This is a genomic window from Polaribacter litorisediminis (genome assembly GCF_019968605.1).
GTDB lineage: Bacteria > Bacteroidota > Bacteroidia > Flavobacteriales > Flavobacteriaceae > Polaribacter > Polaribacter litorisediminis.
The window spans coordinates 1,424,783-1,448,316 of record NZ_CP082966.1 but is presented as its reverse complement, the minus strand read 5'-3'; the positions used below and the strand labels follow the sequence as shown (position 1 = coordinate 1,448,316).

Annotated in this window: 20 protein-coding genes; 10 read left to right on the top strand and 10 right to left on the bottom strand. The window is 30.7% G+C overall.

Annotated features, from left to right (window positions below; translation table 11 throughout):
* Nucleotides 1–17 precede the first annotated feature (17 nt).
* The 4 genes from K8354_RS06250 to smpB are packed head-to-tail and all read right to left on the bottom strand — an operon-like array spanning nucleotide 18 to nucleotide 2,758.
* Nucleotides 18–632: an outer membrane beta-barrel protein gene (locus K8354_RS06250; protein ID WP_223446393.1), complete on the bottom strand. Its 615-nt coding sequence runs from the start codon at nucleotides 630–632 to the stop codon at nucleotides 18–20.
* 55 nt (nucleotides 633–687) lie between these two features.
* Nucleotides 688–1,641: a transketolase family protein gene (locus K8354_RS06245; protein ID WP_223446390.1), complete on the bottom strand. Its 954-nt coding sequence runs from the start codon at nucleotides 1,639–1,641 to the stop codon at nucleotides 688–690.
* A 59-nt stretch (nucleotides 1,642–1,700) separates the two neighbouring features.
* Nucleotides 1,701–2,279 (bottom strand): Maf-like protein, encoded by a 579-nt coding sequence (locus K8354_RS06240; RefSeq protein WP_223446388.1) that lies wholly within the window; start codon nucleotides 2,277–2,279, stop codon nucleotides 1,701–1,703.
* An 11-nt stretch (nucleotides 2,280–2,290) separates the two neighbouring features.
* Entirely contained in the window at nucleotides 2,291–2,758 is a 468-nt protein-coding gene (smpB, locus tag K8354_RS06235) for an SsrA-binding protein SmpB (protein WP_223446386.1), read from the bottom strand.
* Between the two features lie 103 nt (nucleotides 2,759–2,861).
* Between smpB and K8354_RS06230 the strand changes: the two genes are divergently transcribed.
* Nucleotides 2,862–3,596 (top strand): DUF6503 family protein, encoded by a 735-nt coding sequence (locus tag K8354_RS06230; protein WP_223446384.1) that lies wholly within the window; start codon nucleotides 2,862–2,864, stop codon nucleotides 3,594–3,596.
* An 18-nt stretch (nucleotides 3,597–3,614) separates the two neighbouring features.
* On the top strand, nucleotides 3,615–5,249 hold the full coding sequence (locus K8354_RS06225; RefSeq protein ID WP_223446382.1) for an aryl-sulfate sulfotransferase: 1,635 nt from the start codon (nucleotides 3,615–3,617) through the stop codon (nucleotides 5,247–5,249).
* On the opposite strand, the gene K8354_RS06220 is transcribed toward K8354_RS06225, so the two are convergent.
* Together K8354_RS06220 and clpB are read right to left on the bottom strand one after the other, a co-directional pair.
* A complete protein-coding gene (locus K8354_RS06220; protein WP_223446380.1) occupies nucleotides 5,246–5,743 on the bottom strand; it encodes a phosphoglycerate mutase family protein in 498 nt (165 codons plus the stop codon). The two genes, K8354_RS06225 and K8354_RS06220, sit on opposite strands and share 4 nt — an antisense overlap.
* 192 nt (nucleotides 5,744–5,935) lie before the next feature.
* Nucleotides 5,936–8,545 carry an ATP-dependent chaperone ClpB gene (gene clpB / locus K8354_RS06215; protein WP_223446378.1) on the bottom strand — a complete coding sequence of 870 codons (2,610 nt, stop codon included), beginning with the start codon at nucleotides 8,543–8,545 and terminating at the stop codon, nucleotides 5,936–5,938.
* A gap of 201 nt (nucleotides 8,546–8,746) precedes the next feature.
* Between clpB and ytxJ the strand changes: the two genes are divergently transcribed.
* The 7 genes from ytxJ to K8354_RS06180 all read left to right on the top strand — a co-directional run bounded on the left by ytxJ (nucleotide 8,747) and on the right by K8354_RS06180 (nucleotide 16,731).
* A complete protein-coding gene (gene ytxJ, locus K8354_RS06210) occupies nucleotides 8,747–9,148 on the top strand; it encodes a bacillithiol system redox-active protein YtxJ (RefSeq protein WP_223446376.1) in 402 nt (133 codons plus the stop codon).
* Between the two features lie 59 nt (nucleotides 9,149–9,207).
* Entirely contained in the window at nucleotides 9,208–10,755 is a 1,548-nt protein-coding gene (locus K8354_RS06205) for a DEAD/DEAH box helicase (RefSeq protein WP_223446374.1), read from the top strand.
* A 598-nt stretch (nucleotides 10,756–11,353) separates the two neighbouring features.
* The gene (locus K8354_RS06200) at nucleotides 11,354–12,799 is read left to right on the top strand and encodes an arginine decarboxylase (RefSeq protein WP_223446372.1); all 1,446 of its coding nucleotides are present in this window, start codon (nucleotides 11,354–11,356) and stop codon (nucleotides 12,797–12,799) included.
* A gap of 19 nt (nucleotides 12,800–12,818) precedes the next feature.
* On the top strand, nucleotides 12,819–13,760 hold the full coding sequence (gene speB, locus K8354_RS06195) for an agmatinase (RefSeq protein WP_223446370.1): 942 nt from the start codon (nucleotides 12,819–12,821) through the stop codon (nucleotides 13,758–13,760).
* A 6-nt stretch (nucleotides 13,761–13,766) separates the two neighbouring features.
* Nucleotides 13,767–15,302: a carbon-nitrogen hydrolase family protein gene (locus tag K8354_RS06190; protein ID WP_223447611.1), complete on the top strand. Its 1,536-nt coding sequence runs from the start codon at nucleotides 13,767–13,769 to the stop codon at nucleotides 15,300–15,302.
* A 121-nt stretch (nucleotides 15,303–15,423) separates the two neighbouring features.
* Nucleotides 15,424–16,392, top strand: a complete 969-nt coding sequence (locus K8354_RS06185; RefSeq protein WP_223446368.1) for a deoxyhypusine synthase family protein — start codon at nucleotides 15,424–15,426, stop codon at nucleotides 16,390–16,392.
* 54 nt (nucleotides 16,393–16,446) lie between these two features.
* Entirely contained in the window at nucleotides 16,447–16,731 is a 285-nt protein-coding gene (locus K8354_RS06180; protein ID WP_223446365.1) for a hypothetical protein, read from the top strand.
* 298 nt (nucleotides 16,732–17,029) lie between these two features.
* Here K8354_RS06180 and K8354_RS06175 read toward each other — a convergent pair whose 3' ends face one another.
* The 4 genes from K8354_RS06175 to fahA all read right to left on the bottom strand — a co-directional run bounded on the left by K8354_RS06175 (nucleotide 17,030) and on the right by fahA (nucleotide 21,843).
* Nucleotides 17,030–19,279, bottom strand: a complete 2,250-nt coding sequence (locus K8354_RS06175; protein WP_223446363.1) for an FUSC family protein — start codon at nucleotides 19,277–19,279, stop codon at nucleotides 17,030–17,032.
* A gap of 507 nt (nucleotides 19,280–19,786) precedes the next feature.
* Nucleotides 19,787–20,035, bottom strand: a complete 249-nt coding sequence (locus tag K8354_RS06170; protein WP_223446361.1) for a hypothetical protein — start codon at nucleotides 20,033–20,035, stop codon at nucleotides 19,787–19,789.
* Between the two features lie 175 nt (nucleotides 20,036–20,210).
* Nucleotides 20,211–20,420 carry a beta-lactamase family protein gene (locus tag K8354_RS06165; protein ID WP_223446359.1) on the bottom strand — a complete coding sequence of 70 codons (210 nt, stop codon included), beginning with the start codon at nucleotides 20,418–20,420 and terminating at the stop codon, nucleotides 20,211–20,213.
* Nucleotides 20,421–20,565: 145 nt separating this feature from the next.
* Complete coding sequence (gene fahA, locus K8354_RS06160) at nucleotides 20,566–21,843, bottom strand: fumarylacetoacetase (RefSeq protein ID WP_223446356.1); 1,278 nt, start codon at nucleotides 21,841–21,843, stop codon at nucleotides 20,566–20,568.
* A 195-nt stretch (nucleotides 21,844–22,038) separates the two neighbouring features.
* On the opposite strand from fahA, the gene glyA reads away from it, so the two are divergent.
* Nucleotides 22,039–23,313 (top strand): serine hydroxymethyltransferase, encoded by a 1,275-nt coding sequence (gene glyA, locus K8354_RS06155; RefSeq protein ID WP_223446354.1) that lies wholly within the window; start codon nucleotides 22,039–22,041, stop codon nucleotides 23,311–23,313.
* Nucleotides 23,314–23,534: the final 221 nt, after the last annotated feature.

Here is a 23,534-nt window from a genome sequence, read left to right as displayed (position 1 = left end):
CAATATCTTTTATTGACTTAAAGTTTTATAGACAACCCTATAATAATTTGATTAATTCTAGTATCATAATTAACATTTTGCGCTACATTGTTTACAAAAGAAGATCCTACTCCAGAAAAAGCTCTTTCCCAACGTATATCTATTCCTAATTTACCAAATTCAACGCCACCACCGAACTGAAGTCCCATTGTAAAACCTTTAGAATCAATACTCGAAATAGTATCAACATCAAAATCAGAATCTAAAATATACTGAAAAGAAGGACCAATAAACACATTACCAATTCCAAAAATCTTTTTCCCTAATAAAACAGGAATGTCAATTTTTTGAAATGTATGCGATGTTACTTCGCCAATTACTGCTCCTGGTGCTGTATAAACTATTTCATTTTCTAAATTTGTATATACCAATTCAGGTCTTATATAGAGGCCTAATACAGGTACTTTTAAGCGTGTCCAAATTCCGGCATGAAAACCTGTTTTACTTTTAGCTCCACCAAATACATCTTGACTAACATTTTCTATAGAGTTAGAATTATAGTTAATACCTGCTTTAACTCCAAAGGCTAATTGGGCGTTTGATATTTGACTAAATCCGAAAGCCAAACAAATTACTAAAATTACTTTTTTCATGATTTTTTTTTTAAGTTATTATTCAGTTTAAAGTTTTCTTAATAGTTTAACGTAATTATTTTCTAGAAATTACTTTTTTAACAGCTTTTACAACAGCAGTAGCATCTAAACCATATTTAGCCATTAATTGAGCCGGAGTTCCAGATTCGCCAAAAGTATCATTCGTTGCTACAAATTCTTGCGGAGTAGGATTGTTTAAGGCTAAAGTTCTTGCAACACTTTCTCCTAAACCACCAAATTTGTTATGCTCCTCAGCGGTAACAATACAACCTGTTTTTGCAACAGATTTTAAGATGATTTCTTCATCTAAAGGTTTTATGGTGTGAATGTTAATTACTTCAACCGAAATACCTTCGGCTTCTAATTGTTCAGCAGCTTGTAAAGATTCCCAAACTAAATGACCTGTGGCAACAATGGTTACGTCGGCTCCTTCCGTTAATTGTATTCCTTTTCCAATTTCAAATTTTGTATCTTCTGGCATAAATACAGGTACTTTTGGGCGACCAAAACGCAAGTAAACAGGCCCATCAAAGTCTGCAATAGCAATCGTGGCTGCTTTTGTTTGATTGTAATCACAAGGATTGATTACGGTCATTCCTGGTAACATTTTCATCAAACCGATGTCTTCTAAAATTTGATGAGTTGCACCATCTTCACCTAAAGTAACCCCTGCATGCGAAGCACAAATTTTTACATTTTTACCTGAATATGCTACAGATTGACGAATTTGGTCATACACCCTACCTGTTGAAAAGTTTGCAAATGTTCCTGTAAATGGTATTTTACCTCCAATCGTTAAACCGGCTGCAATACCAATCATGTTCGCTTCTGCGATACCCACTTGGAAAAATCTTTCAGGATTTTCTTTTATAAATTGATCCATTTTTAAAGAACCGATTAAATCTGCACATAAAGCAACTACATTTGGGTTTGTTCTTCCTAATTCTGTTAAGCCATCACCAAAACCAGATCGTGTATCTTTTTTTTCTGTGTATGTATATTTTTTCATGATAAAATAGTGTGTTGTAAAAATTTTGGTAAAAATAAACTTTTATTTAAAGCCTCACTTTATAAATCCATCAATTCTTTATAGAGTTTATGAACAGGCAATCCAACTACATTAAAATAGCTTCCTTCTATGGTATCGATCGCAATAAAACCTATCCATTCTTGAATTCCGTATGCACCCGCTTTGTCAAAAGGTTTATAATTTTTGATATAATAATTTATTTCTTCATCAGAGAGTTCTTTAAAAGAAACTTTGGTACTATCATTTATAATCTTCTGAAAATTGTTGTTTTTAATACTAATAGAAGTAATAACTTCATGCTTTTTACCCGATAAACTTCGTAACATTTTAAATGCTTCTTCTTCATCTTTTGGCTTTCCTAAAGCTTTGTTTTCTAGCCAAACTATGGTATCTGAAGTAATTAGAAGATCTTTTTGAGATAAATCTGTAAATGCTTTTGATTTTAAATCTGCTAAGAAATCAGTAATTTCTGTTCCTTGTAATTCCTCAGGATACACTTCTTCAACTTCTTTGAATTGAATTGTAAAATCAATGTGTAAATCTTTAAAGAATTGCTGTCTTCTAGGAGATTTTGAAGCTAAAATTACATGAAAGTCTTTTAGTTTTTCTTTTAACATGCAATTTTAAATTAGGTATTAAAACTCTTTTTAATTCTTGCTAAATCACGTTTGTTATCTCTGTCTTTCAAAACTTCACGTTTGTCATGTGTCTGTTTTCCTTTGGCTAAAGCAATTTCTAGTTTTGCAAAACCTCTGTCATTAATAAATAGGCGTAAGGGTACAATGGTATTTCCTTTTGCTTCCACATCTTTTCTTAAACTTCGCAATTCACGTTTATTCAATAATAATCTTCGTTCACTTTTTGGTTTATGGTTGTACTGATGTCCAAACAAATATTCTTGAATGTACATATTTACAATAAAGAGTTCTCCACCTTCATTAAATTCGCAAAAACTTTCTGTAATTCTTGCTTGACTCAATCGAATAGATTTAATCTCTGTTCCTGTTAATTGAATTCCGGCTACAAATTTGTCTAGAATTTCAAATTCGAAACGTGCTTTTTTATTCTGAATATTTATTTTTTTCTGAACAGTCATGGACTGATTTTTAATTTAAATAATTTTAACAAAGATACATTTTTGATTAAGATTAAGAAATGTAAATTCGCAGTCTATTTATAGAATAAAGCTCAACAACAAAATGCGTAATTTTTATATAGTATTACTTTTATTAATGATTTCCTGTCAATCAAAAGAAAAGACTTTAACAGCTCAACAAATTATCGATAAAACAATTGTTTTTTCTGGTTCTGATAAAGTTGAAAATTCAGAAATTACGTTTAAATTTAGAGACAAAGAATATGCGGCAATTAGAGAAAATGGGCATTTTGAGCTCTATAGAAGTTATACAAAAGACTCCATTTTTATTGATGAAGTTCTCACCAATACAGGTTACAAAAGAGTAATAGGCGCTCATGCTGTTCAACTCTCAGACTCTTTACAATCGATATACAGTAATGCGATAAATTCTGTTCACTATTTTTCTGTCTTGCCTTTTGGCTTGAATGATAAAGCGGTTCATAAAAAATTGCTGCCATCATCAACCATCAACGGAAAAGAATATTATAAAATTGAAATTACGTTTTCTGAAAATGGTGGAGGAGAGGATTTTGAAGATATCTTTATCTATTGGATTGGAAAAGATGATTTTTTAATTGATTATTTAGCCTATTCGTATCATACAAATGGAGGTGGAAAACGTTTTAGAGTTTTAAAAGAACAGTGTCGTAAAAACGGAGTTCGTTTTGTGGATTATCTTAATTTTGCACCTTTAAATTCTGAAATAGAATTATTGAATTTAGATAAAGCTTTTGAAAATAATCAACTTAAAAAAATTTCTGAAATAATTTTAGAAGATATACACGTTACTTTTTAGTTCTATATAAAAAATAAAATGATGTTTAAAAAATTCACATTTCTTTTTCTTTTTCTTGTGCAATTTGTTCAAAGCCAAAATACGGTTGGGACTATTTCTATGACAGATGAAGTTTTTGATGGATACACACTATTTAGTGCAGATACAAAAACGTATTTAATTAATAATTGCGGACAAGTTATGAATACTTGGACAAGTAATTTTACACCTGGTAATTCGGTTTACTTATTGCCGAATGGAAATTTACTCAGAACAGGAAAAGAAGATGGCAAAAGTGATATTATTTTTGGTGGACAAGGAGGTATTGTAGAACTTTTTAATTGGGATGGAGAAATTATTTGGTCTTATAGTTTTAATAGTAACTTAGAAAGACAACATCACGATATTTATCCGATGCCAAATGGTCATATTTTAATTTTATTAGCAGAGGTTTGGTCTAAAGAAGAAGCAATAAGTCAGGGTAGAGACTCTTCTAAAATAGCAGAAGAAAGGTTGTATAGTGAAAAAATACTTGAAGTAAAACCTATCGGAACCGATGAGATTGAAGTTATTTGGGAATGGAATATTAAAGATCATATAATTCAAGATTTTGATGATACAAAACAAAACTTTGGAGATGTTGCTAAATCTCCAGAAAAATTAGATATTAATTTTTTAAATGGCGGAAATGGCAGTGCAAATTGGTTACATATAAACTCAATACAGTATGATGAGCAACGTAATCAAATTGTTTTAAGCTCAAGAAATTTAAGTGAAATTTGGATTATTGACCATTCTACAACAACAGTAGAGGCAGCCTCAAATTCAGGAGGTATGTATAATAAAGGAGGTGACTTGTTATATCGTTGGGGAAATCCACAATCTTATAGACAAGGAACAGAAGTAAATCGGAAATTATTCGGGCAGCATTATCCGTATTATATCGAGCAAGGTTTGAGGAATGCAGGTGACCTAATTTTATTTAATAACGGAAATGGACGAGATCCTGATTTTTCAGAAGTATTTATTTTAGAATTACCAGAGACGAATGGCGTTTTTAGTTACACGGAAGATACTGCTTTTGGTCCAGAAAACCCTATTTATGAATATTCTCAGTTTCAGGAAGGTGAAATCTCTAACTTTTATTCTCCTATTTTAAGTGGTGCACAGGTTTTACCCAATGGCAATATATTAATTTGTGAGGGTAGTAAAGGTAATTTTTTTGAAATAAATAGTGATGATGAAATTGTATGGAATTATATCAACCCCTTTAATAGTATTGTAAAGCAAGCAACTAATCAAGGAGAAGAGCCAAAAGGAAACAATGTGTTTAGAGCTCATAAATATGCAAAAGATTATGCCGCTTTTACAGACCGTATTTTAATGCCTAATGACCCGATAGAACTTAATTTTAACCTAAATATATGTAATTCTTTGAGTACAGAAACTATTGATTTTAGAGATGATTTAGTGATTTATCCAAACCCAAGTGCAAACATATTTACGCTTAATAAAGTTGTTGAAAATATTGGTATTTATAATAATTTAGGTAAAAAAGTACTTGAACTACATCAAGAAAATCAAATAGATTTAGCACTTTTTACAACAGGTATCTATTTTGCCAAAATAAACCACAAAGGGTCCTTGGTTGTAAAAAAGTTGATTAAAAATTAATCAACTTTTTCAATTTTACTAGAAATTTTGTTGCCAGAAATAGTTACGATATATAAACTAGCGTTGTCATGATCGTCCATGTTTTCAAACTTATTTTCTCCTAAAATTTTATTTGCAAACATAGGAGTAGTATTACTATGACCTACCACTAAAACTGTTTTTCCTATTGTAGTTTTCTGAAATATAGAATCATACATTTCACTTGGATTATAGCGCTGAATCTCTAGTTTTTGACCTTTTGCCGTGGGTGTTGCTGTTTGTATTGTTCTGTTGAAATCTGTCGAATACACGGCATCTAAATCAATGTCTTTAAAATATTCCGCCCATTTTTGAGCTCTTTTTTCACCCTCAAAACTCAAGTTCGGATTTCTATCTAACTTATCAGTTCTGTCTTTTTCTGCATGACGAATTAAGTAATACGTGGTTGTTTCATCAGAAGAACAAGAAATTAAAAAACTAAAAGTAAACATAATAAGTAAGAAATATTTTTTCATAAGTATTGTTTTAAAAATCAAATATACTTAAAAAAGAAGAAGCGATGTTTTTAAAAACACCACTTCCCCCAAATTAACAAACTAACTAAACTATCTTTATGGGTATGGCATGACTTGGAAAAATGATGACGCAATATGTTTGTTAATCAGTATTTCTTCTTGCTCACAAAACCAATGCCAAAGCTAAATTTTTTAAATATTCTCTACCAAATTTGACTGATTTCTAAACACCAATTTATCATCAAAAGCATCTAATAAGATAATACTATCTGTGGTTATTTTTCCTGATAAAATTTCTTTAGAAAGCTGATTTAAAACTTCTTTTTGAATGACTCTTTTTACAGGTCTTGCGCCAAATTCTGGTTGATATCCTTTTTTAGCTAAATATGTAATTGCTTCATCTGTAGCGTCTAAAGTGATTTCTTGTTTTCCAATCATTTTCTTTAAATGCTCAATTTGTAATTTTACAATTTTAAAAATATCTGATTGCGCTAAAGGCGTAAACATAATCACATCATCAATTCTGTTTAAAAATTCTGGTCTTACCGATTTTTTTAACAATCCCATTACTTCAATTTTGGCAAGTTCTGCAACAGCTTCTAAATCTGCTATTGGATCTGCAAATTTTTCTTGTATAATATGGCTTCCCATGTTCGAGGTCATGATGATAATTGTATTTTTAAAATCGGCTAAACGACCTTTATTATCCGTTAACCTTCCTTCATCTAAAACTTGTAATAAAACATTAAAAGTATCTGGATGTGCTTTTTCAATCTCATCTAATAAAACTACAGAATATGGTCTTCTTCTCACAGCTTCGGTTAATTGCCCACCTTCATCATAACCTACATAACCTGGAGGCGCACCTACTAATCTACTAACCGAATGGCGTTCTTGATATTCACTCATATCAATTCTGGTCATGGCATTTTCATCATCAAATAAATATTCTGCCAACGCTTTAGCTAATTCCGTTTTTCCTACACCCGTCGTTCCCAAAAACAAGAAGCTTCCTATAGGTTTATTCGGATTTTGCAAACCGGCTCGAGAACGCCTTACAGCATCAGAAACGGCTAAAATAGCCTCTTCTTGTCCTACAACTCTCTTGTGCAATTGGTCTTCTAGTTTCAGTAATTTCTCACGTTCAGACTGAATCATTTTCATCACCGGGACTCCCGTCCATTTTGCAACTACTTCTGCAATATTCTCGTAAGTAACTTCTTCTTTTATCAAAGATTTTTCAGATTGATTTTCTTCCAAAACTTTTTGAAATTTTTCTAAATCCTCTTGTGCTTTTTTTATTTTTCCATACCGAATTTCTGCCACTTTTCCATAATCTCCTTCTCGTTCTGCTTTTTCTGCTTCTATTTTAAAATCTTCGATTGCTGCTTTAGCATTTTGAATATTATCGACTATTTCTTTTTCAGATTTCCATTTTGCATTCATTTCATTACGTTCTTCTTTTAAATTTGCCAAATCAGAACGTAGGGATTTTAATTTTGTTTCGTCTTTTTCACGTTTAATTGCTTCAATTTCAATCTCTAATTGCATTATTTTACGATCTAAAACATCTAATTCTTCTGGTTTAGAATTAATTTCCATTCGCAATTTTGCCATGGCTTCATCCATTAAATCAATAGCTTTATCTGGTAAAAAACGATTGGTTATATAACGCTGAGATAATTCTACAGCACCAATAATGGCTTCATCTTTAATACGAACTTTATGGTGCGTTTCATACTTTTCTTTAATTCCTCTTAAAATAGAAATGGCACTTTCAGTATCGGGTTCGTTTACGATAACCTTTTGAAAACGACGTTCTAAAGCTTTGTCTTTTTCAAAATATTTTTGATATTCATCTAAGGTCGTTGCTCCAATTGCTCGCAGTTCTCCTCTTGCTAGAGCAGGTTTTAAAATATTTGCAGCATCCATAGCGCCTTGACCACCTCCTGCGCCTACTAGTGTATGTATTTCATCAATAAAAAGGACAATATCGCCTTCTGAATTTGTAACCTCTTTAATCACTGCTTTTAGGCGCTCTTCAAACTCACCTTTATATTTTGCACCAGCAATTAGCGCACCCATATCTAAAGAAAAAATTAATTTGTCTTTTAAATTTTCTGGTACATCTCCATCTACAATTCTATGCGCCAAACCTTCGGCAATGGCTGTTTTACCGGTTCCTGGTTCCCCAACTAAAATTGGATTGTTTTTTGTTCTACGAGATAAGATTTGTAAAAGCCTTCTAATTTCTTCATCTCTACCAATGACAGGGTCTAACTTGCCATTTTTTGCTAATTCATTTAAATTTTTCGCATATTTATTTAAAGAATTATAGGTTTCTTCTTGACTTTGAGATGTTACTCTTTCTCCTTTTCGTAGCTCTTCTATGGCGGCTTTTAAATGTTTTTCGGTAACGCCTTGATCTTTTAAAACTTGACCAATATTACTTTTAGATTTAAAAATGGCTAAAATTAAATGTTCTATAGAAACATAATCATCTTTCATGTTTTTGGCAATAATCGATGCTTCATTTAACGTTTTGCCAGCTTCTCTAGAAATCATTAATTCTGCTCCAGAAACCTTTGGTAAACTTTCTAATTGTTTATCTAAAATTTGATTTACAATTTCGATATTAATGTTTAATTTTTTTAATAAGAAAGGCAGTACATTTTCATCAACTTGAGTTAAAGCTTTAAAAATGTGTTCATTTTCTATTTGATTATGTCCATATCCTTGTGCTAACTGTTGCGCTAACTGAATGGTTTCTTGTGATTTTGTTGTATAGTTATTAAAATTCATTTTTCTTTTTATTTTTTATCCAAGTGAGTAAACTCAATTGATTTGTTAATTTTTTATGTACGCTCTCTTAAAATCAAATTTAATACCAAATAAAGAACAGGTAAAAGAGCAGTCAAATTGTCCTTAAAAACTTTATAATTACTGACTTTTTGACTGGGTAAAGTTTCTTATCTTTGTGTTTTTAAAAATAAAAAACACGGAATGGGTATATTAAATAACATATTTGGAGGTAAAGACGGAGAAAAATCAAAAGAAGAAAAAAAGTCATACTTAACCTGGATTCCTTTAACGTCATTAGCGCAATTAGAAACAATTAAGGAACAATCTAAAACCGAAGCCGTTTTTATGTTTAAGCATTCTACACGCTGCGGAATTAGTAAAATGGTGATTAAACAATTTGAAAACTTATTTTTAGAAGAACATCAAAATTTAAAAGTCTATTATTTAGATTTGTTAAATCACAGAGATATCTCTGCAGAGATCGGTGCTATGTTTCAAGTAACGCATCAATCACCACAATTAATTGTTGTTCAAAATGAAGTTTCTGTGCACCATGCATCTCATTCTGATATTACTGAAGTAAATTTATCAAGATTTATATAGCTTAAACTTGCATTGCACCTTATTTAAGTCTTATTTTTGCTGTTTAAATTTTTAAACGTTTGGCAGAAATTAACACTTCAGAAACTAATATCGGAAAAGAATTATATGGATATCAAAAAGATGCTTTAAAAGAAATTTTTGAGCGATTTAAAACTGCACCCCAAGATTATCATTTGTTATACCAATTACCCACAGGTGGTGGTAAAACAGTAATATTCTCTGAAATAGTTAGACGATATATACAGACTTTTAAGAAGAAAGTTTTAGTGCTTACGCATAGAATTGAATTGAGTAAGCAGACTTCTAAAATGTTAGTGGAGTTTGGTGTAAAGAATAAAATTATTAATTCAACCGCCCAATTAGACGATCAAGAAGATTTTAACTGTTTTGTTGCCATGGTGGAAACCTTGAAAAACAGGTTAAATGATGATAAACTAGATATTTCTGATATTGGTTTGGTTATTGTAGATGAGGCGCACTATAATTCTTTTACAAAAATCTTTAAGTTTTTTCATGATTCTTTTATTTTGGGAGTTACTGCAACTCCTTTAAGCTCTAACATTAAATTACCAATGTATGAGAATTATCAAGAGTTATTTGTAGGAGAATCAATTCAAGATTTAATAGATAGTGAGTATCTAGCAAAAGGCAATATGTACTCTTATAATGTAGGTTTAACATCATTAGAGGTTGGAGCTAATGGAGATTACACGGTAAAGTCTTCCGAAGATTTATATACCAATACCGATATGCTTTCTAAATTAATATCGGCTTATGAAGAGACTGCTAAAGGTAAAAAAACCTTAATATTTAACAACGGAATTAATACATCTATCCAAGTGTTTCATGCTTTTAAAAAAGCAGGGTATCCAATTGCGCATTTAGATAATACCAATACTAAAAAGGAGAGAGAATTCATTTTAAAATGGTTTCATAAAACACCAAATGCTATTATTACTTCTGTAAGTATTCTTACAACTGGTTTTGATGAGCCAAGTATAGAAGCCATTATTTTAAACAGAGCGACCAAATCTTTGACTTTATATTATCAAATGATTGGACGTGGATCTAGAATTTATGGCAATAACACCTCATTTGATGTCATCGATTTAGGAAACAACTTTCATAGGTTTGGTCCTTGGGGAGCAGATTTAGATTGGCAAAAAATGTTTAGAGCACCCGATTATTATCTAAATGCTATTTTGTCTGATGAAGAAATAGAAAGTACCTTTAGATATGAATTACCTGCGGATGTAAAAAAAGAATTCGCAAAATCGAAAGACACCTATTTCGATATGAAATTTATTTATATTGATACCATTAGGTCTGGAGAATCTTCTAAACGAGTTTTAGAAAAATCAATAGAGCATCACGCAAAAATGTGTATTGAAAATAGTGAAGATGTTTTTGATGCTTTAATTCTAGCCAAAATGCTAGGTGAGGAGATCGATGATAGAATTAACCGATATGCAAAATGTATTTCTAAAAGTACACACAACTTTGTAACTTGGCTAAAAGATGATTATCGAAAAAAATTAAATGCGTATTTACGTTCTAATTTTGATGAAGTTTTTGAAGAAATCCATGGTTACCCACCTGAAGAATAATATTTAAAAGAAAATATTGTTGGCCGATAAAAGATAAAAAGACCGCTTTCGCTGTTAGAATTAAGAACAAAGACTTGAATGTAACTAACTGAAAAACAATATTATTACGATTTTAAATTTTTCGATACATCATAAATTCTAAAGCGGTTTTAATAGCAAGGTGTACTACTTTAAAAACTCTTAAAAATCAAGACTACTAATACTTTAAAACACTTTAGCTAATTTTAATCGGACAACGCTAAAAGAAAAATTAAAAAGTGAAATTTATTTTCACTTTTTTTTTGTTTTTAATTTTTGTATTAAAAAATCATTTACATTTGCTTAACTTATTTAAGTAAAATTGTTAAGTTTTTCTTATTTCGGAAGTACCTTTCTTTTGGAGAATGAAAGTTACATCGCATTTTGGAAATGCAACGAAAAAATTAAGGTATCTCCATTTTCTTTTTTAAAAGACTTGAAGCGTTTTTCTAAGCTTCATGTTGTTTACTTGCAAATATTACAGTGATAACCATCTCTTTTAAAGAGTTGTACTTTTTGAACTAAAGCTTTAATTAGTTTTAGTTTTAAAATAATTATCCTATATTTAATCAAAAATAAAGTGAACACAAAATACATCGATTTAATCGAACAAACCTTTGATTTTCCTCAAGAGGAATTTAAAACAGAAAATAATAAATTATTTTGGCATGGTATCAACTTAATGGAATTAGCAGCAAAATATGGTGCTCCATTAAAATTTACTTACCTACCAAAAATTTCAGAAAACATCAATAAAGCAAAAGGATGGTTTCAAAACAGTATGGAAAAACATGATTATAAAGGCAAGTACTTTTATAGTTATTGTACAAAAAGTTCTCATTTTAAACACATCTTAAATGAAGCTTTAAAAAACGATATCCATATAGAAACTTCTTCTGCTTTTGATATTGATATTGTTAACAATTTAAAGAAAGAAGGGAAGATAAAAGATACCACTTTCGTAATTTGTAACGGATTTAAACGCGATCAATACATCAAAAATATTGGGGGCTTAATCAATTCAGGCCATAAAAATTGTATACCGATTATTGACAATTATGAGGAATTAGATTTGTTATTAGATGAAACAAATGAAAAACTAAATGTAGGTATCAGAATCGCTTCCGAGGAAGAACCAAAGTTTGAGTTTTATACTTCTAGATTAGGAATAGGCTATAAAAACATCGTTTCCTTTTACGAACGTGAAATAGCTAAAAACCCTCAAGTAAACTTAAAAATGCTTCATTTTTTCATCAATACAGGCATCAAAGACAATGCGTATTATTGGAATGAGTTGATGAAATGTTTAACAGTATACATCAACCTTAAAAAAATATGTCCAACTTTAGATAGTTTAAACATTGGTGGTGGATTTCCGATTAAAAACTCGCTAGCTTTTGATTACGATTATCAATATATGATTGATGAAATCATTAATCAAATTAATGAAGCTTGTAAAGAAGGCGAAGTGGATGTTCCTAATATTTTTACTGAATTCGGAAGTTTTACAGTGGGTGAATCTGGAGCTGCCATTTATGAGGTTTTATATCAGAAAAAACAAAACGATAGAGAACGTTGGAATATGATAAACTCCTCTTTCATTACAACTTTACCAGATTCTTGGGCAATTAATAAACGTTTTATTATGTTGCCATTAAACAAATGGAACAGACAATATGAGCGTGTTTTATTAGGTGGTTTAACGTGTGATAGTGATGATTATTACAACTCAGAACAACATGTAAACGGAATTTATCTTCCTGTTTATGAAAAAGATAAACCTTTGTACATTGGTTTTTTTAACACTGGTGCGTATCAAGAATCCATTGGTGGTTTTGGAGGATTACAACACTGTTTAATTCCACATCCTAAACATTTAATTATTGATAAAGATGCAAATGGAAACATGATAACAAGAATATTTAAAGAGCAACAAAAAAGTAGCGAATTACTTTCCATTTTAGGGTATGGAGCAACTAGCGAAGCATTACAAAAAGAAGAAAAAATAATTAAAGAAGAAGTATAATAATATTGCAACATTTAAAATGAATACAACGAAAACATATGCAGGAATTCCACAAGAGTTTGGAAAACTGTCAACATCAAAAATAGTGATTATCCCTGTTCCTTATGATGGAACAAGTACTTGGCAAAAAGGAGCAGACAAAGGTCCACAGGCGTTTTTAGACGCTTCAGAAAACATGGAATTATATGATATTGAAACGGATTCTGAGGTGTACAAAGAAGGTGTTTTTTTAGCGGAAGCTGTCACAGAAAATACTTCTCCAGAAGCTATGGTCGAGGCTGTACATCAAGCAACAAAAAAGTACATCAACAGAAATAAATTTGTGACTGTTTTTGGTGGAGAACATTCAGTTTCTATTGGTACCATTCGTGCTTTTAACGAGTGTTTTAATAATTTGTCTGTGTTGCATATAGACGCACACGCAGATTTAAGAAAAGAATACGAAGGTTCTAAATGCAATCACGCATGTGCAGTTTACGAAGCAAATCAAAATACAAATTTGGTACAAGTGGGGATTAGAAGTATGGATATTTCTGAAAAAAGAACCATGAATCCAGATAAAGTATTTTTTGCAAGCGATATGGCTGTAAATGAATATTGGATGGATGATGTGATAGATCAACTAACTAGTAATGTGTTTATTACGTTTGATTTAGATGCTTTAGATCCATCAATTATGCCATCTACAGGAACACCAGAACCAGGTGGTTTATTATACTATGAAACACTAGAATTCTTGAAAAAAGTTTTTGAAGAGAAAAATGTGGTTGGTTTTGATATGGTTGAATTATGCCCGAATGAAAACGAAAAATCTTCTGACTTTTTAGCAGCAAAATTATTTTACAAAATGTTGAGCTTCAAATTTGCAGAGAATGATGATACATATGATAAGGGCGATGATGAAATTACAAATCCGTTCAGCAAATTATCAAAATTTAAAAATGATGATGACGATTTTTAAAAAATGATGAAAGTCGAAAACATAGAAAATATAGAACTGCAGTATTTAACGATTAACGATTATCAAGAGTTAAAACAGGCGATGATAGAGGTGTATGCAAATATGCAAAGCACCCATTGGGAAGAGCCTCAAATACAAGCACTAATTAGTAAGTTTCCTGATGGACAGGTGGTTATAAAAATTAATGGTGAGCTTGCTGGTTGTGCACTTTCATTAAGAGTAGATTATGATCAGTTTGACGATCATCATACCTATAAAGAAATTACGGGTAATTATACCTTTAATACACATAGCAATGTAGGCGATGTTTTATATGGAATTGATGTTTTTATCATGCCTAAATATCGAGGTTTACGATTGGGAAGAAGATTGTATGATTACCGTAAAGAATTATGCGAAAAGTTGAATTTAAGAGGCATTGCTTTTGGAGGAAGAATTCCTAATTATCATAAACATTCACACTTAATTTCTCCAAAAGAATATATAGAAAAAGTAAAACGTAAAGAAATTCACGATCCCGTTTTAAACTTTCAAATCTCTAACGATTTTCATCCTTCAAAAGTGATGAAAGGCTATATAGAAGGAGATGCAGATTCTAACGATTTTGCTGTTTTACTAGAGTGGAACAATGTGTATTACCAAAAGGAATCTACAAAAGCCGTTATTAAGAAGAAAGTAGTTCGCTTAGGTTTGATTCAGTGGCAAATGCGTTTGTACAAAAACTTAGAAGAATTGATGCAGCAAGCAGAATATTTTGTAGATGCAGTTTCTGCATACAGATCAGACTTTGCCTTGTTTCCTGAGTTTTTTAACGCGCCTTTAATGGCGGATAATAATCATTTACCAGAGTCGAAAGCCATTAGAGAATTGGCAAAATATACACCAGAAATTGTACAGAAATTTTCTGAATTAGCTATTTCCTATAATATTAATATCATCACAGGAAGTTTCCCAGAATTAATAGACGGAATGTTATACAATGTTGGGTATTTGTGCAGAAGAGATGGCTCTACAGAACGTTATGAAAAATTACACGTAACTCCAGACGAAGCGAAAGTATGGGGAATGCAAGGTGGAAATGAGCTAAAAACATTTGATACAGATTGCGGGAAAATTGGCGTTTTAATTTGTTATGATTCAGAATTTCCAGAATTAAGCAGAATTTTAGCAGCAGAAGGAATGGATATTTTATTTGTTCCATTTTTAACCGATACGCAAAATGGATACTCTAGAGTAAGACATTGTGCACAAGCAAGAGCCATAGAAAACGAGTGTTATGTTGCCATTGCAGGTAGTGTTGGTAATTTACCAAAAGTAAACAATATGGATATTCAGTTTGCACAATCTATGGTGTTTACACCTTGTGATTTTTCATTTCCGGCAAACGGAATTAAAGCAGAAGCAACCACAAATACGGAAATGATTTTAATTGCGGATGTAGATTTAGATTTGCTGAAAGATTTGAATCAATTTGGAAGTGTTCGAAATTTAAAAGATAGAAGAACAGATATTTATGAAGTAAATAAACTTCAAAAAAAATAAATAGTAATAAAAAAAGACTATCAAAATTAATATTGATAATACTGTCAGTTCGAGTGATTTTTCTTTTTTGTAAAATTGTATCGAGAACAAAGTATAGAGGACGGTGAGAAAATAATTAAAAATGAACAAACCAATTACAAATTTTATAGAAAAATACTTTTTACACTTTAATGCTGCGGCTTTAGTAGATGCTGCAAAAGGGTATGAAGCACAATTAAACAAAGGCTCTAAAATGTTAGTTTCTTTAGCAGGAGCCATGAGTACTGCGGAATTAGGAAAGATTTTTGCTGAAATGATTCGTCAAGATAAAGTGCAAATTATTTCTTGTACAGGTGCCAATTTAGAAGAAGATGTGATGAATTTAGTCGCACATTCTCACTACAAACGTGTACCCAATTATAGAGATTTAACAGCACAAGACGAATGGGATTTATTAGAAAAAGGCTTAAACCGAGTTACAGATACTTGTATTCCTGAAGAAGAAGCGTTTAGAAGAATTCAAGAACATATTGTAAAAATATGGAAAGATGCAGAAGCGAATGGACAACGTTATTTACCACATGAATACATGTATAAATTATTACTTTCTGGAGTTTTAGAGCAATATTATGAGATAGACATCAAAGATTCTTGGATGTATGCAGCAGCAGAGAAAAACCTGCCTATTATTTGTCCTGGTTGGGAAGACTCTACCATGGGAAATATTTTTGCTTCGTATGTTTTAAAAGGCGAATTAAAAGCCAGTACTGTAAAATCTGGAATTGAATATATGACGTTCTTAGCCGATTGGTATACAAACAATTCTGAAAACGGAATAGGATTTTTCCAAATAGGAGGAGGCATTGCAGGAGATTTTCCTATTTGTGTAGTGCCAATGTTATATCAAGATATGGAAAGACCAGAAACACCATTTTGGAGCTATTTCTGTCAAATTTCAGATTCCACCACAAGCTATGGTTCCTATTCTGGAGCTGTACCTAATGAGAAAATTACTTGGGGTAAATTAGATATAGATACCCCAAAGTTTATCATAGAAAGTGATGCCACCATTGTAGCACCTTTAATTTTTGCTTATTTATTAGAAATGTAGCATCGCAGATGCTTTTATTAGAAAAGCTAAATGCTAATAAAATAATTATAAAAAATGAAAAGAGTAATCGTAGAATACGCAAAACTAACCAAAGATATTTTAGATATGCTAGTTGAAAAATATCCTGATGGTTATGATTATGAAGACATTATTTCCTTTAAAAATTCAAAAGGACAAACTGTAAAAGCAGTAGAAGTAAAAACAGCAGACACCAATTATTTAGTTAAAATTAGTGATCGTTTAGAAAATGCAATGGAAGAATATGCAGATGATGAAGAATTTTTTGAGGATAATGACGATTTTGATGCAAATTTGCCTGATGAAGATGATGAGGCTTAAATCTTTATAGAGATTTAGTGTTGTCCGATTAAAATTAGCTAAAGTGTTTTAAAGTATTGATAGTCTTGATTTTAAAGAGTTTTTAAAGTAGTACACCTTGCTATTAAAACCGCTTTAGAATTTATGATGTATCGAAAAATTTAAAATCGTAATAATATTGTTTTTCAGTTAGTTACATTCAAGTCTTTGTTCTTGATTCTAACAGCGAAAGCGGTCTTTTTATCTTTTATCGGACAACAATGATAGAGATTAGAAACAAAAATAGCTCTAAATTTTGGAGCTATTTTTTTGATTCTAATTATTCCAAAATAATAGAGGTATACTTTCCAATTGCTTTTTTTAGACTTTCGGAAAGTGATTTTAACCAATTCAAATGATTCGATATAAGATAGGCTTCTTGAAGTTGATGTAAGGTTTCTGTATCTAATTCCTTTTTGCCTTTTTTGATATTTTCATCTCTTAAATTTGATAGTTTTTTATAGGTATCAAATAATTTATCTTGGGCTTCTTCATTTTTCTCTTTGCAAACTTCTTTCTCGATTTTTTTATGTTTTAAAATATCAGAGGACGACTGTAAGTTTTCAGAAATAGTATTGATTAGTTGTTTAAAATCTTCTGAGGCAGGTGTCGTTTTATGATTGATGATAAAATTACCAATTGCAGCAATTGCGGCAATCATCGTTTGATTGATGGTTACAATCTCATAAATTAATTCAAATTCTTTTTGTTTTGATTTAGGATCTTGGGTTAATCTTTGAAAAGATGCGTTCAAATTACTTACGGCAAGAAAAGCATCTTTTCTTGCTAAATTGTAATCAAGTTTTTGCGTGGTTGAATTTTCATATAATACTTGCGCTGCTACAAGGTAATTTTTATTCATCTTCAAAGCATTTAAAAGAACCTGTTTTAAATTATCAGCTTCCCAAGTTGGCAGTATTATATAGTTAGCAACTACCGCAATAGCAGCTCCAATAACGGTATCTAAAACACGATACTGAATTACTTCAAAAGCATTAGGGTTCATTAAGGAATATAAAAAAATGATACTAATGGTTACAAATGTGGCAGCAGACTTATAATTTTGCTGAAGTAAAGAAAAAGATAATATCAAAGAAATAAAAGCTAGAACTGAGTAAACGATTTCGTTCTGAGTTAATAAAACAATACAAAAAGCAATGAATGCGCCAATAATTGTTCCGATAACTCTATCTTTTGATCGTTCTTTTGTCAAGCCATAATTAGGTCTCATAATTACAATTACAGTTAACATAATCCAATAAGCATTTTGAATTTCTAAAATGAAACCTAAAAGATAAGTAAAGAGAATTGCAATAGTCAGACGAAACGAGTGTCTAAACATTTTAGAATTTAAACTTAAATTTTGCGTTAAAACATTCCATCTATATTCTTGTAGTGTTAAAAATTGACTAGAATCTTCTCTTTTTAAAGATATTTTAGAAGCATCATGCACATTTGCTAAAACTCTTCTTATTGTTCTAATTTCTTGCAATAATTGCTCTTGATAATCATACAAGTTTTTTAAAATTAAAGCGCCTTCTCTTGCTTCAGGTAATTTGAAAGTATCAATATAACTTACGATAGCGTCGTTTGCTTTTGATAAAGCAGTTAATAATGTTTCTTTATTTGGTATTTTTTTATTCTGAATTAATAACTCTGATAAAAGTATCATATGGTTCCCCATAACTTTATTTAAGTTTTTTGAAGCTTTTAAAAAGCTCTTATGCTCGCCAAATATTCGATCAATTAACTTATAATCTAAACGCTTTGCTTCTATAAGCTCAAAAATTTTAATACTAGATACTAAAATTAATAACTGTTTTTCTTCAAAACGAGATCTGCCTGAACGTTTCCTTGCGGTTAATAATATTTCTCTTAAGGTTTCATGTTTCTCATTAATTTGAGTTTGTAGCGCTAGTGTTTCTCTAAAAATTTCATCACGATTTGTTTTCTTAGTCAACAATTTTGCGCGCAATTTTAAATAAGCCCCTAAAAGAGAAAGTGTATCTGCCAATAATTGATTTTGTTCTCTTTTGGGAGCTAACTGTTGAATTATAAGAGATACAATTAAATACCAAAGACCACCAATGGCTGTTAAACCTACTTGAATAAAAATACTTTGTGCTGTTTGCTTTTGAATCGCAAATGAAATCACCATAGCTAACAAACCAGAAAAAGACACCAAAGATGCTCTAAAACCATAAACAGAAATTATGGAAACTAAAAATGAAATGAGTGCCAGCGCAACTAATAAAAAAGGTAAAAATGGTTTTAAAAATAATATAGTTGCAGTGATTACACTTGTTAAAAGGATACTAATAAGAATTGCGTTTATTTTACGTTTTTTACTTCCAGGAATATCACCTGAGGAATTTAAAAGCACACCAATAGCAATTGCAGGTGCAAATTCAGAATATCCTAAAAAATATAAGATTGCAAAAGGAATTGCGATTGCAATTCCTAATTTAATTCCTTTATCAAAATCAGTTTGTTTTATAAATAATCTTAATTCTTTTAGTTTGTTTTTCAAGCCATTTTTCAATTAGACTGCAAAGTTAAGGTAATTGATGAGTATGGAGTACTCTTTTTAGAAACATGATAATTTAAAAATAGAATAAGAGTAAACTTATTATTTTTAAAAATTAAAACTGAAGACACTTTTTATTGAATGAAAAGGTGATGAGAATTAAATAACCCAAATTTTATACTAAATAAAAATAGCACTGAAAATTCATCGCTATTTTTGGTTTAAGATTTTATCAAAATCTTTTGGGTTCCATTTATTATTCCAAAATAGTAAAATTTCTATTTTTTCTGGAGATACTATTCTGTAAACTAAAGTTGTTTGTTTAGAAATTACAAGATGCCTTTTGTTGTTTTTTAGAGTTCCAATTTTTGGAAAATTCTTTAATTTTTCAATAGTAAAATCAACTAAATCAAGAAATTTAATGATCTCAATTGTATTCCATTTGGTAAAAATAAAATCTTGTTCCTTTCTAAAAGTGAAATTGGCAGTGGCTGTCCAAACAATTTCCCATTATTTAGAAAGTCTATATCTTTCTCTAGCTTCCAGCATTACGTTTTTATGAGATAAAACATTATTGTTTAAAGCATCTTTTTCGCTTTTTTCTAACAATAAGTTTACAATTTCAGGTAAATCATTTTCTGAATTAACATCTTCAATAATTTCTTTATTAAAGAAATCTTCAATTTTATCCAAAGTTTTAGGATTGATAACTCCCATCAACTTTTCCATAAGTTCTAATTTTCTCGAAGCTAAATTCATTATTATGCAATTTCTTTACCAAATATAATTAAACTTTTTGACAAACAGCATTGTTTAGATATTCTATAATTCTTTTTAATTTTGAAAGTAATCTTTAACATCGTTAAATTTAATATTTCGTTTATCTCCAAGAACATACTCATTTCTAAAGTTATTTAAAGATTTAATTGATTCTTTAGTTTTTAAAAGCGCTATATACTATTTTTTCTAATTTTGAATTAATACCATTGTTATTAGGAGATTGTAGCACTTGTCTTAATTGAATTACTATCAGATCATTTGTTGGGTCAATCCAAAAAACAGTACTAAAAGCACCTGACCAACTATAAGTTCCGTCTGGTCTGTTCTTATGGTTTTTTGAAATGTTTTTTAAACCATTTATCAAATTCAGCTGTTTTTTCTATTCAGAACATCAATGTATCTAAATGAAGACAAATTCAAGTTTATTTATTCATTTTTCAAAAAAAAAGCACAAAAAAAACCAAAACTATACAAGTTTTGGTTTATAAATTATCTGAAGGCATTGCCTTCTATTTTGCAGGTAAAATTTTACCTACACATTCACCAAAACCAATGCGTACTTTATCGTTTTTACAATGTGCACGCATAATTACAGTATCATTATCATTGATAAATTTACGGGTTGTTCCGTCTTTTAATGTAATTGGGTTTTGTCCTTTCCAAGTTAATTCTAACATAGAACCGTAACTGTCTTTAGTTGGACCAGAAATCGTTCCAGACCCCATCATATCTCCAGCTTCAACCGGGCAACCATTTACAGTATGATGCGCTAATTGTTGCGCCATAGTCCAATACATATATTTAAAATTGGAATTTGCAACGACAGTTTCTTCGCCGTTTTCAGGTTGAATTCCTACTTGTAAATGGATGTCATAACTTCCTTTTCCTTCTTGTTTTAAATAGGGTAGTGGTTCTTGTAGTTGTTTTGGATTTTCGGTTCTGAAAGGTTCTAAAGCATCTAAAGTAACAATCCAAGGAGAAATTGTAGAAGCAAAGCTTTTTCCTAAAAAAGGACCTAAAGGCACATATTCCCAAGCTTGAATATCTCTAGCAGACCAATCATTAAATTGTACCAAACCAAAAATATATTCTTCTGTTTCTTCAATCGGAATTCTATCTCCTAAAACATTAGCATCCGTAGTAATAAAAGCCATTTCTAGCTCAAAATCTATTAATTTACTAGGTCCAAAATTTGGAACATTACTTCCTTCAGAAGGCTTTGTTTGTCCGTAAGGTCTTCTAATTTTAGTTCCTGAAGGCACAATAGAAGAACTTCTACCATGATAACCAACCGGAATATGCAACCAATTTGGCAACAATGCATTTTCTGGATCTCTAAAAAGAGAACCCACATTTGTAGCATGTTCTTTACTAGAGTAAAAATCTGTATAATCGCCAACAGCAACTGGCAATAACATTTCTACTTCATCCATTCTAAAGATAATTTTATCCTTATGAGCGGCATTATCTCTTAACAGACCATTGGTAACATCAAAAACTTCTGCAATTCTATTTCTAACCAAACGCCATGTTTTACGCCCATCAGCAATAAAATCATTTAAATTATCTTGTAAAAATATATCGTCTGTTAAAGGAATTCCATCAAAATAACCTAATTGATGAAATGCACCTAAATCGATGGCAAAATCACCAATTCTACTACCAATAGTAATAATGTCGTCTCTGGTGATAAAAACGCCAAAAGGAATATTTTGTATTGGAAAATCTGAATTCTCTTTTACTTTAAGCCAAGATTTTCTTTTAGGATTATTTGCTGTGATAATCATTTATTGAATTTTTAATTTCTTCAAATCTAATTAATTTTTTGTCATTTTAACACAAAAGTACACGAAAAATACATTTTTAACATCTCTTTATCATCCTTGAAAGAAAACACTCAAAAAGATGTAAAATATTATTGAAACTAATTTTTTACATCTTTGTTTTTAGTTACTTTTGATGCTTCTTTTAAAACAACAATAATGCAAGTAGACAATCAAATCTTTGACCTTATTCAGGAAGAAAAGGAAAGACAATTAAATGGTTTAGAATTAATTGCTTCAGAAAATTTTGTAAGTGATCAAGTGATGTTAGCACAAGGTTCTATTTTAACTAATAAATATGCCGAAGGATATCCTGGAAAAAGATATTATGGTGGTTGTGAAATTGTTGATATTGTAGAGCAAATTGCTATTGATAGAGCTAAGGAATTATTTGGTGCGGAATATGTAAACGTTCAACCTCATTCTGGTTCTCAAGCAAATACTGCCGTATTTTTTGCATGTTTAAAACCTGGTGATACGATTTTAGGATTCGATTTATCTCACGGAGGTCATTTAACACATGGATCTTCTGTAAATTTTTCGGGTAAATTATACAATCCAACTTTTTATGGCGTAGAAAAAGAAACAGGAGTTTTAAATTATGATAAAATTCAGGAAACGGCTACGAAAGAGCAACCTAAATTAATTATTGCCGGTGCTTCTGCATACTCTAGAGATATTGATTTTAAACGTTTTAGAGAAATTGCTGATTCTGTGGGAGCTATTTTAATGGCCGATATTTCACATCCTGCCGGTTTAATTGCCAAAGGAATTTTAAACGATCCATTACCACATTGTCATATTGTTACTTCTACAACACACAAAACATTGCGTGGACCAAGAGGGGGAATTATTATGCTAGGTAAAGATTTTGAAAATCCGTTTGGTGAAACTTTAAAAAGTGGAAAACCAAAAATGATGTCTACCTTATTAAATTCTGCTGTTTTTCCTGGTAATCAAGGAGGACCTTTAGAGCATGTTATTGCTGCCAAGGCAATTGCTTTTGGTGAGGCTTTGACAGATGAGTTTTTAGAATATCAAATTCAAGTAAAAGAAAATGCCGCTGCCATGGCAAAAGAATTTGTTGCCAAAGGATATGATTTAATCTCCGGAGGAACAGACAATCACTGTATGCTCATTGACTTACGTAACAAAAATATTTCTGGAAAAGATGCGGAAATTGCTTTAGGCAAGGCAGACATCACCGTAAATAAAAATATGGTTCCTTTTGATGATAAATCTCCATTTGTAACTTCAGGAATCCGAATTGGAACGCCTGCCATTACGACAAGAGGTTTAAAAACAGAAGATATGAAAGCAGTGGTTGATTTTATTGACGAAGCGATACAAAATGCAGATAATGATGAGGCATTGCACGAAATAAGTGAAAGAGTTTCTGATATGATGGGATCGCGCAGGTTATTTGTAATGTAAGAAAATTTTCTATTGAAGTGCAGACGAGAACCTAAATTAAATCTTGACAGTGCCGAATTAGACACACTTTTGTCATCTAAATTGTTTTGAGTATTTTTAAAATTCTAAAACTTATATTTTAGATGGTATGACAGCGTTAAAAATGATATTAAGAATTAGTGTTGTTCGATTAAAATTAGCTAAAGTGGTTTAAAGTATTGATAGTATTGATTTTCAAGAGC

What these genes read in the sequence shown, in the direction of transcription:
- K8354_RS06180 (WP_223446365.1), top strand. Translation starts at nt 16,447, where the DNA reads ATGAAAAGAGTAATCGTAGAATACGCAAAACTAACCAAAGATATTTTA.
- K8354_RS06250 (WP_223446393.1), bottom strand. Translation starts at nt 632, where the DNA reads ATGAAAAAAGTAATTTTAGTAATTTGTTTGGCTTTCGGATTTAGTCAA.
- clpB (WP_223446378.1), bottom strand. Translation starts at nt 8,545, where the DNA reads ATGAATTTTAATAACTATACAACAAAATCACAAGAAACCATTCAGTTA.
- fahA (WP_223446356.1), bottom strand. Translation starts at nt 21,843, where the DNA reads ATGATTATCACAGCAAATAATCCTAAAAGAAAATCTTGGCTTAAAGTA.
- glyA (WP_223446354.1), top strand. Translation starts at nt 22,039, where the DNA reads ATGCAAGTAGACAATCAAATCTTTGACCTTATTCAGGAAGAAAAGGAA.
- K8354_RS06170 (WP_223446361.1), bottom strand. Translation starts at nt 20,035, where the DNA reads ATGAATTTAGCTTCGAGAAAATTAGAACTTATGGAAAAGTTGATGGGA.
- speB (WP_223446370.1), top strand. Translation starts at nt 12,819, where the DNA reads ATGAATACAACGAAAACATATGCAGGAATTCCACAAGAGTTTGGAAAA.
- K8354_RS06230 (WP_223446384.1), top strand. Translation starts at nt 2,862, where the DNA reads ATGCGTAATTTTTATATAGTATTACTTTTATTAATGATTTCCTGTCAA.
- K8354_RS06190 (WP_223447611.1), top strand. Translation starts at nt 13,767, where the DNA reads ATGAAAGTCGAAAACATAGAAAATATAGAACTGCAGTATTTAACGATT.
- K8354_RS06245 (WP_223446390.1), bottom strand. Translation starts at nt 1,641, where the DNA reads ATGAAAAAATATACATACACAGAAAAAAAAGATACACGATCTGGTTTT.
- K8354_RS06185 (WP_223446368.1), top strand. Translation starts at nt 15,424, where the DNA reads ATGAACAAACCAATTACAAATTTTATAGAAAAATACTTTTTACACTTT.
- ytxJ (WP_223446376.1), top strand. Translation starts at nt 8,747, where the DNA reads ATGGGTATATTAAATAACATATTTGGAGGTAAAGACGGAGAAAAATCA.
- K8354_RS06240 (WP_223446388.1), bottom strand. Translation starts at nt 2,279, where the DNA reads ATGTTAAAAGAAAAACTAAAAGACTTTCATGTAATTTTAGCTTCAAAA.
- K8354_RS06220 (WP_223446380.1), bottom strand. Translation starts at nt 5,743, where the DNA reads ATGAAAAAATATTTCTTACTTATTATGTTTACTTTTAGTTTTTTAATT.
- K8354_RS06225 (WP_223446382.1), top strand. Translation starts at nt 3,615, where the DNA reads ATGATGTTTAAAAAATTCACATTTCTTTTTCTTTTTCTTGTGCAATTT.
- smpB (WP_223446386.1), bottom strand. Translation starts at nt 2,758, where the DNA reads ATGACTGTTCAGAAAAAAATAAATATTCAGAATAAAAAAGCACGTTTC.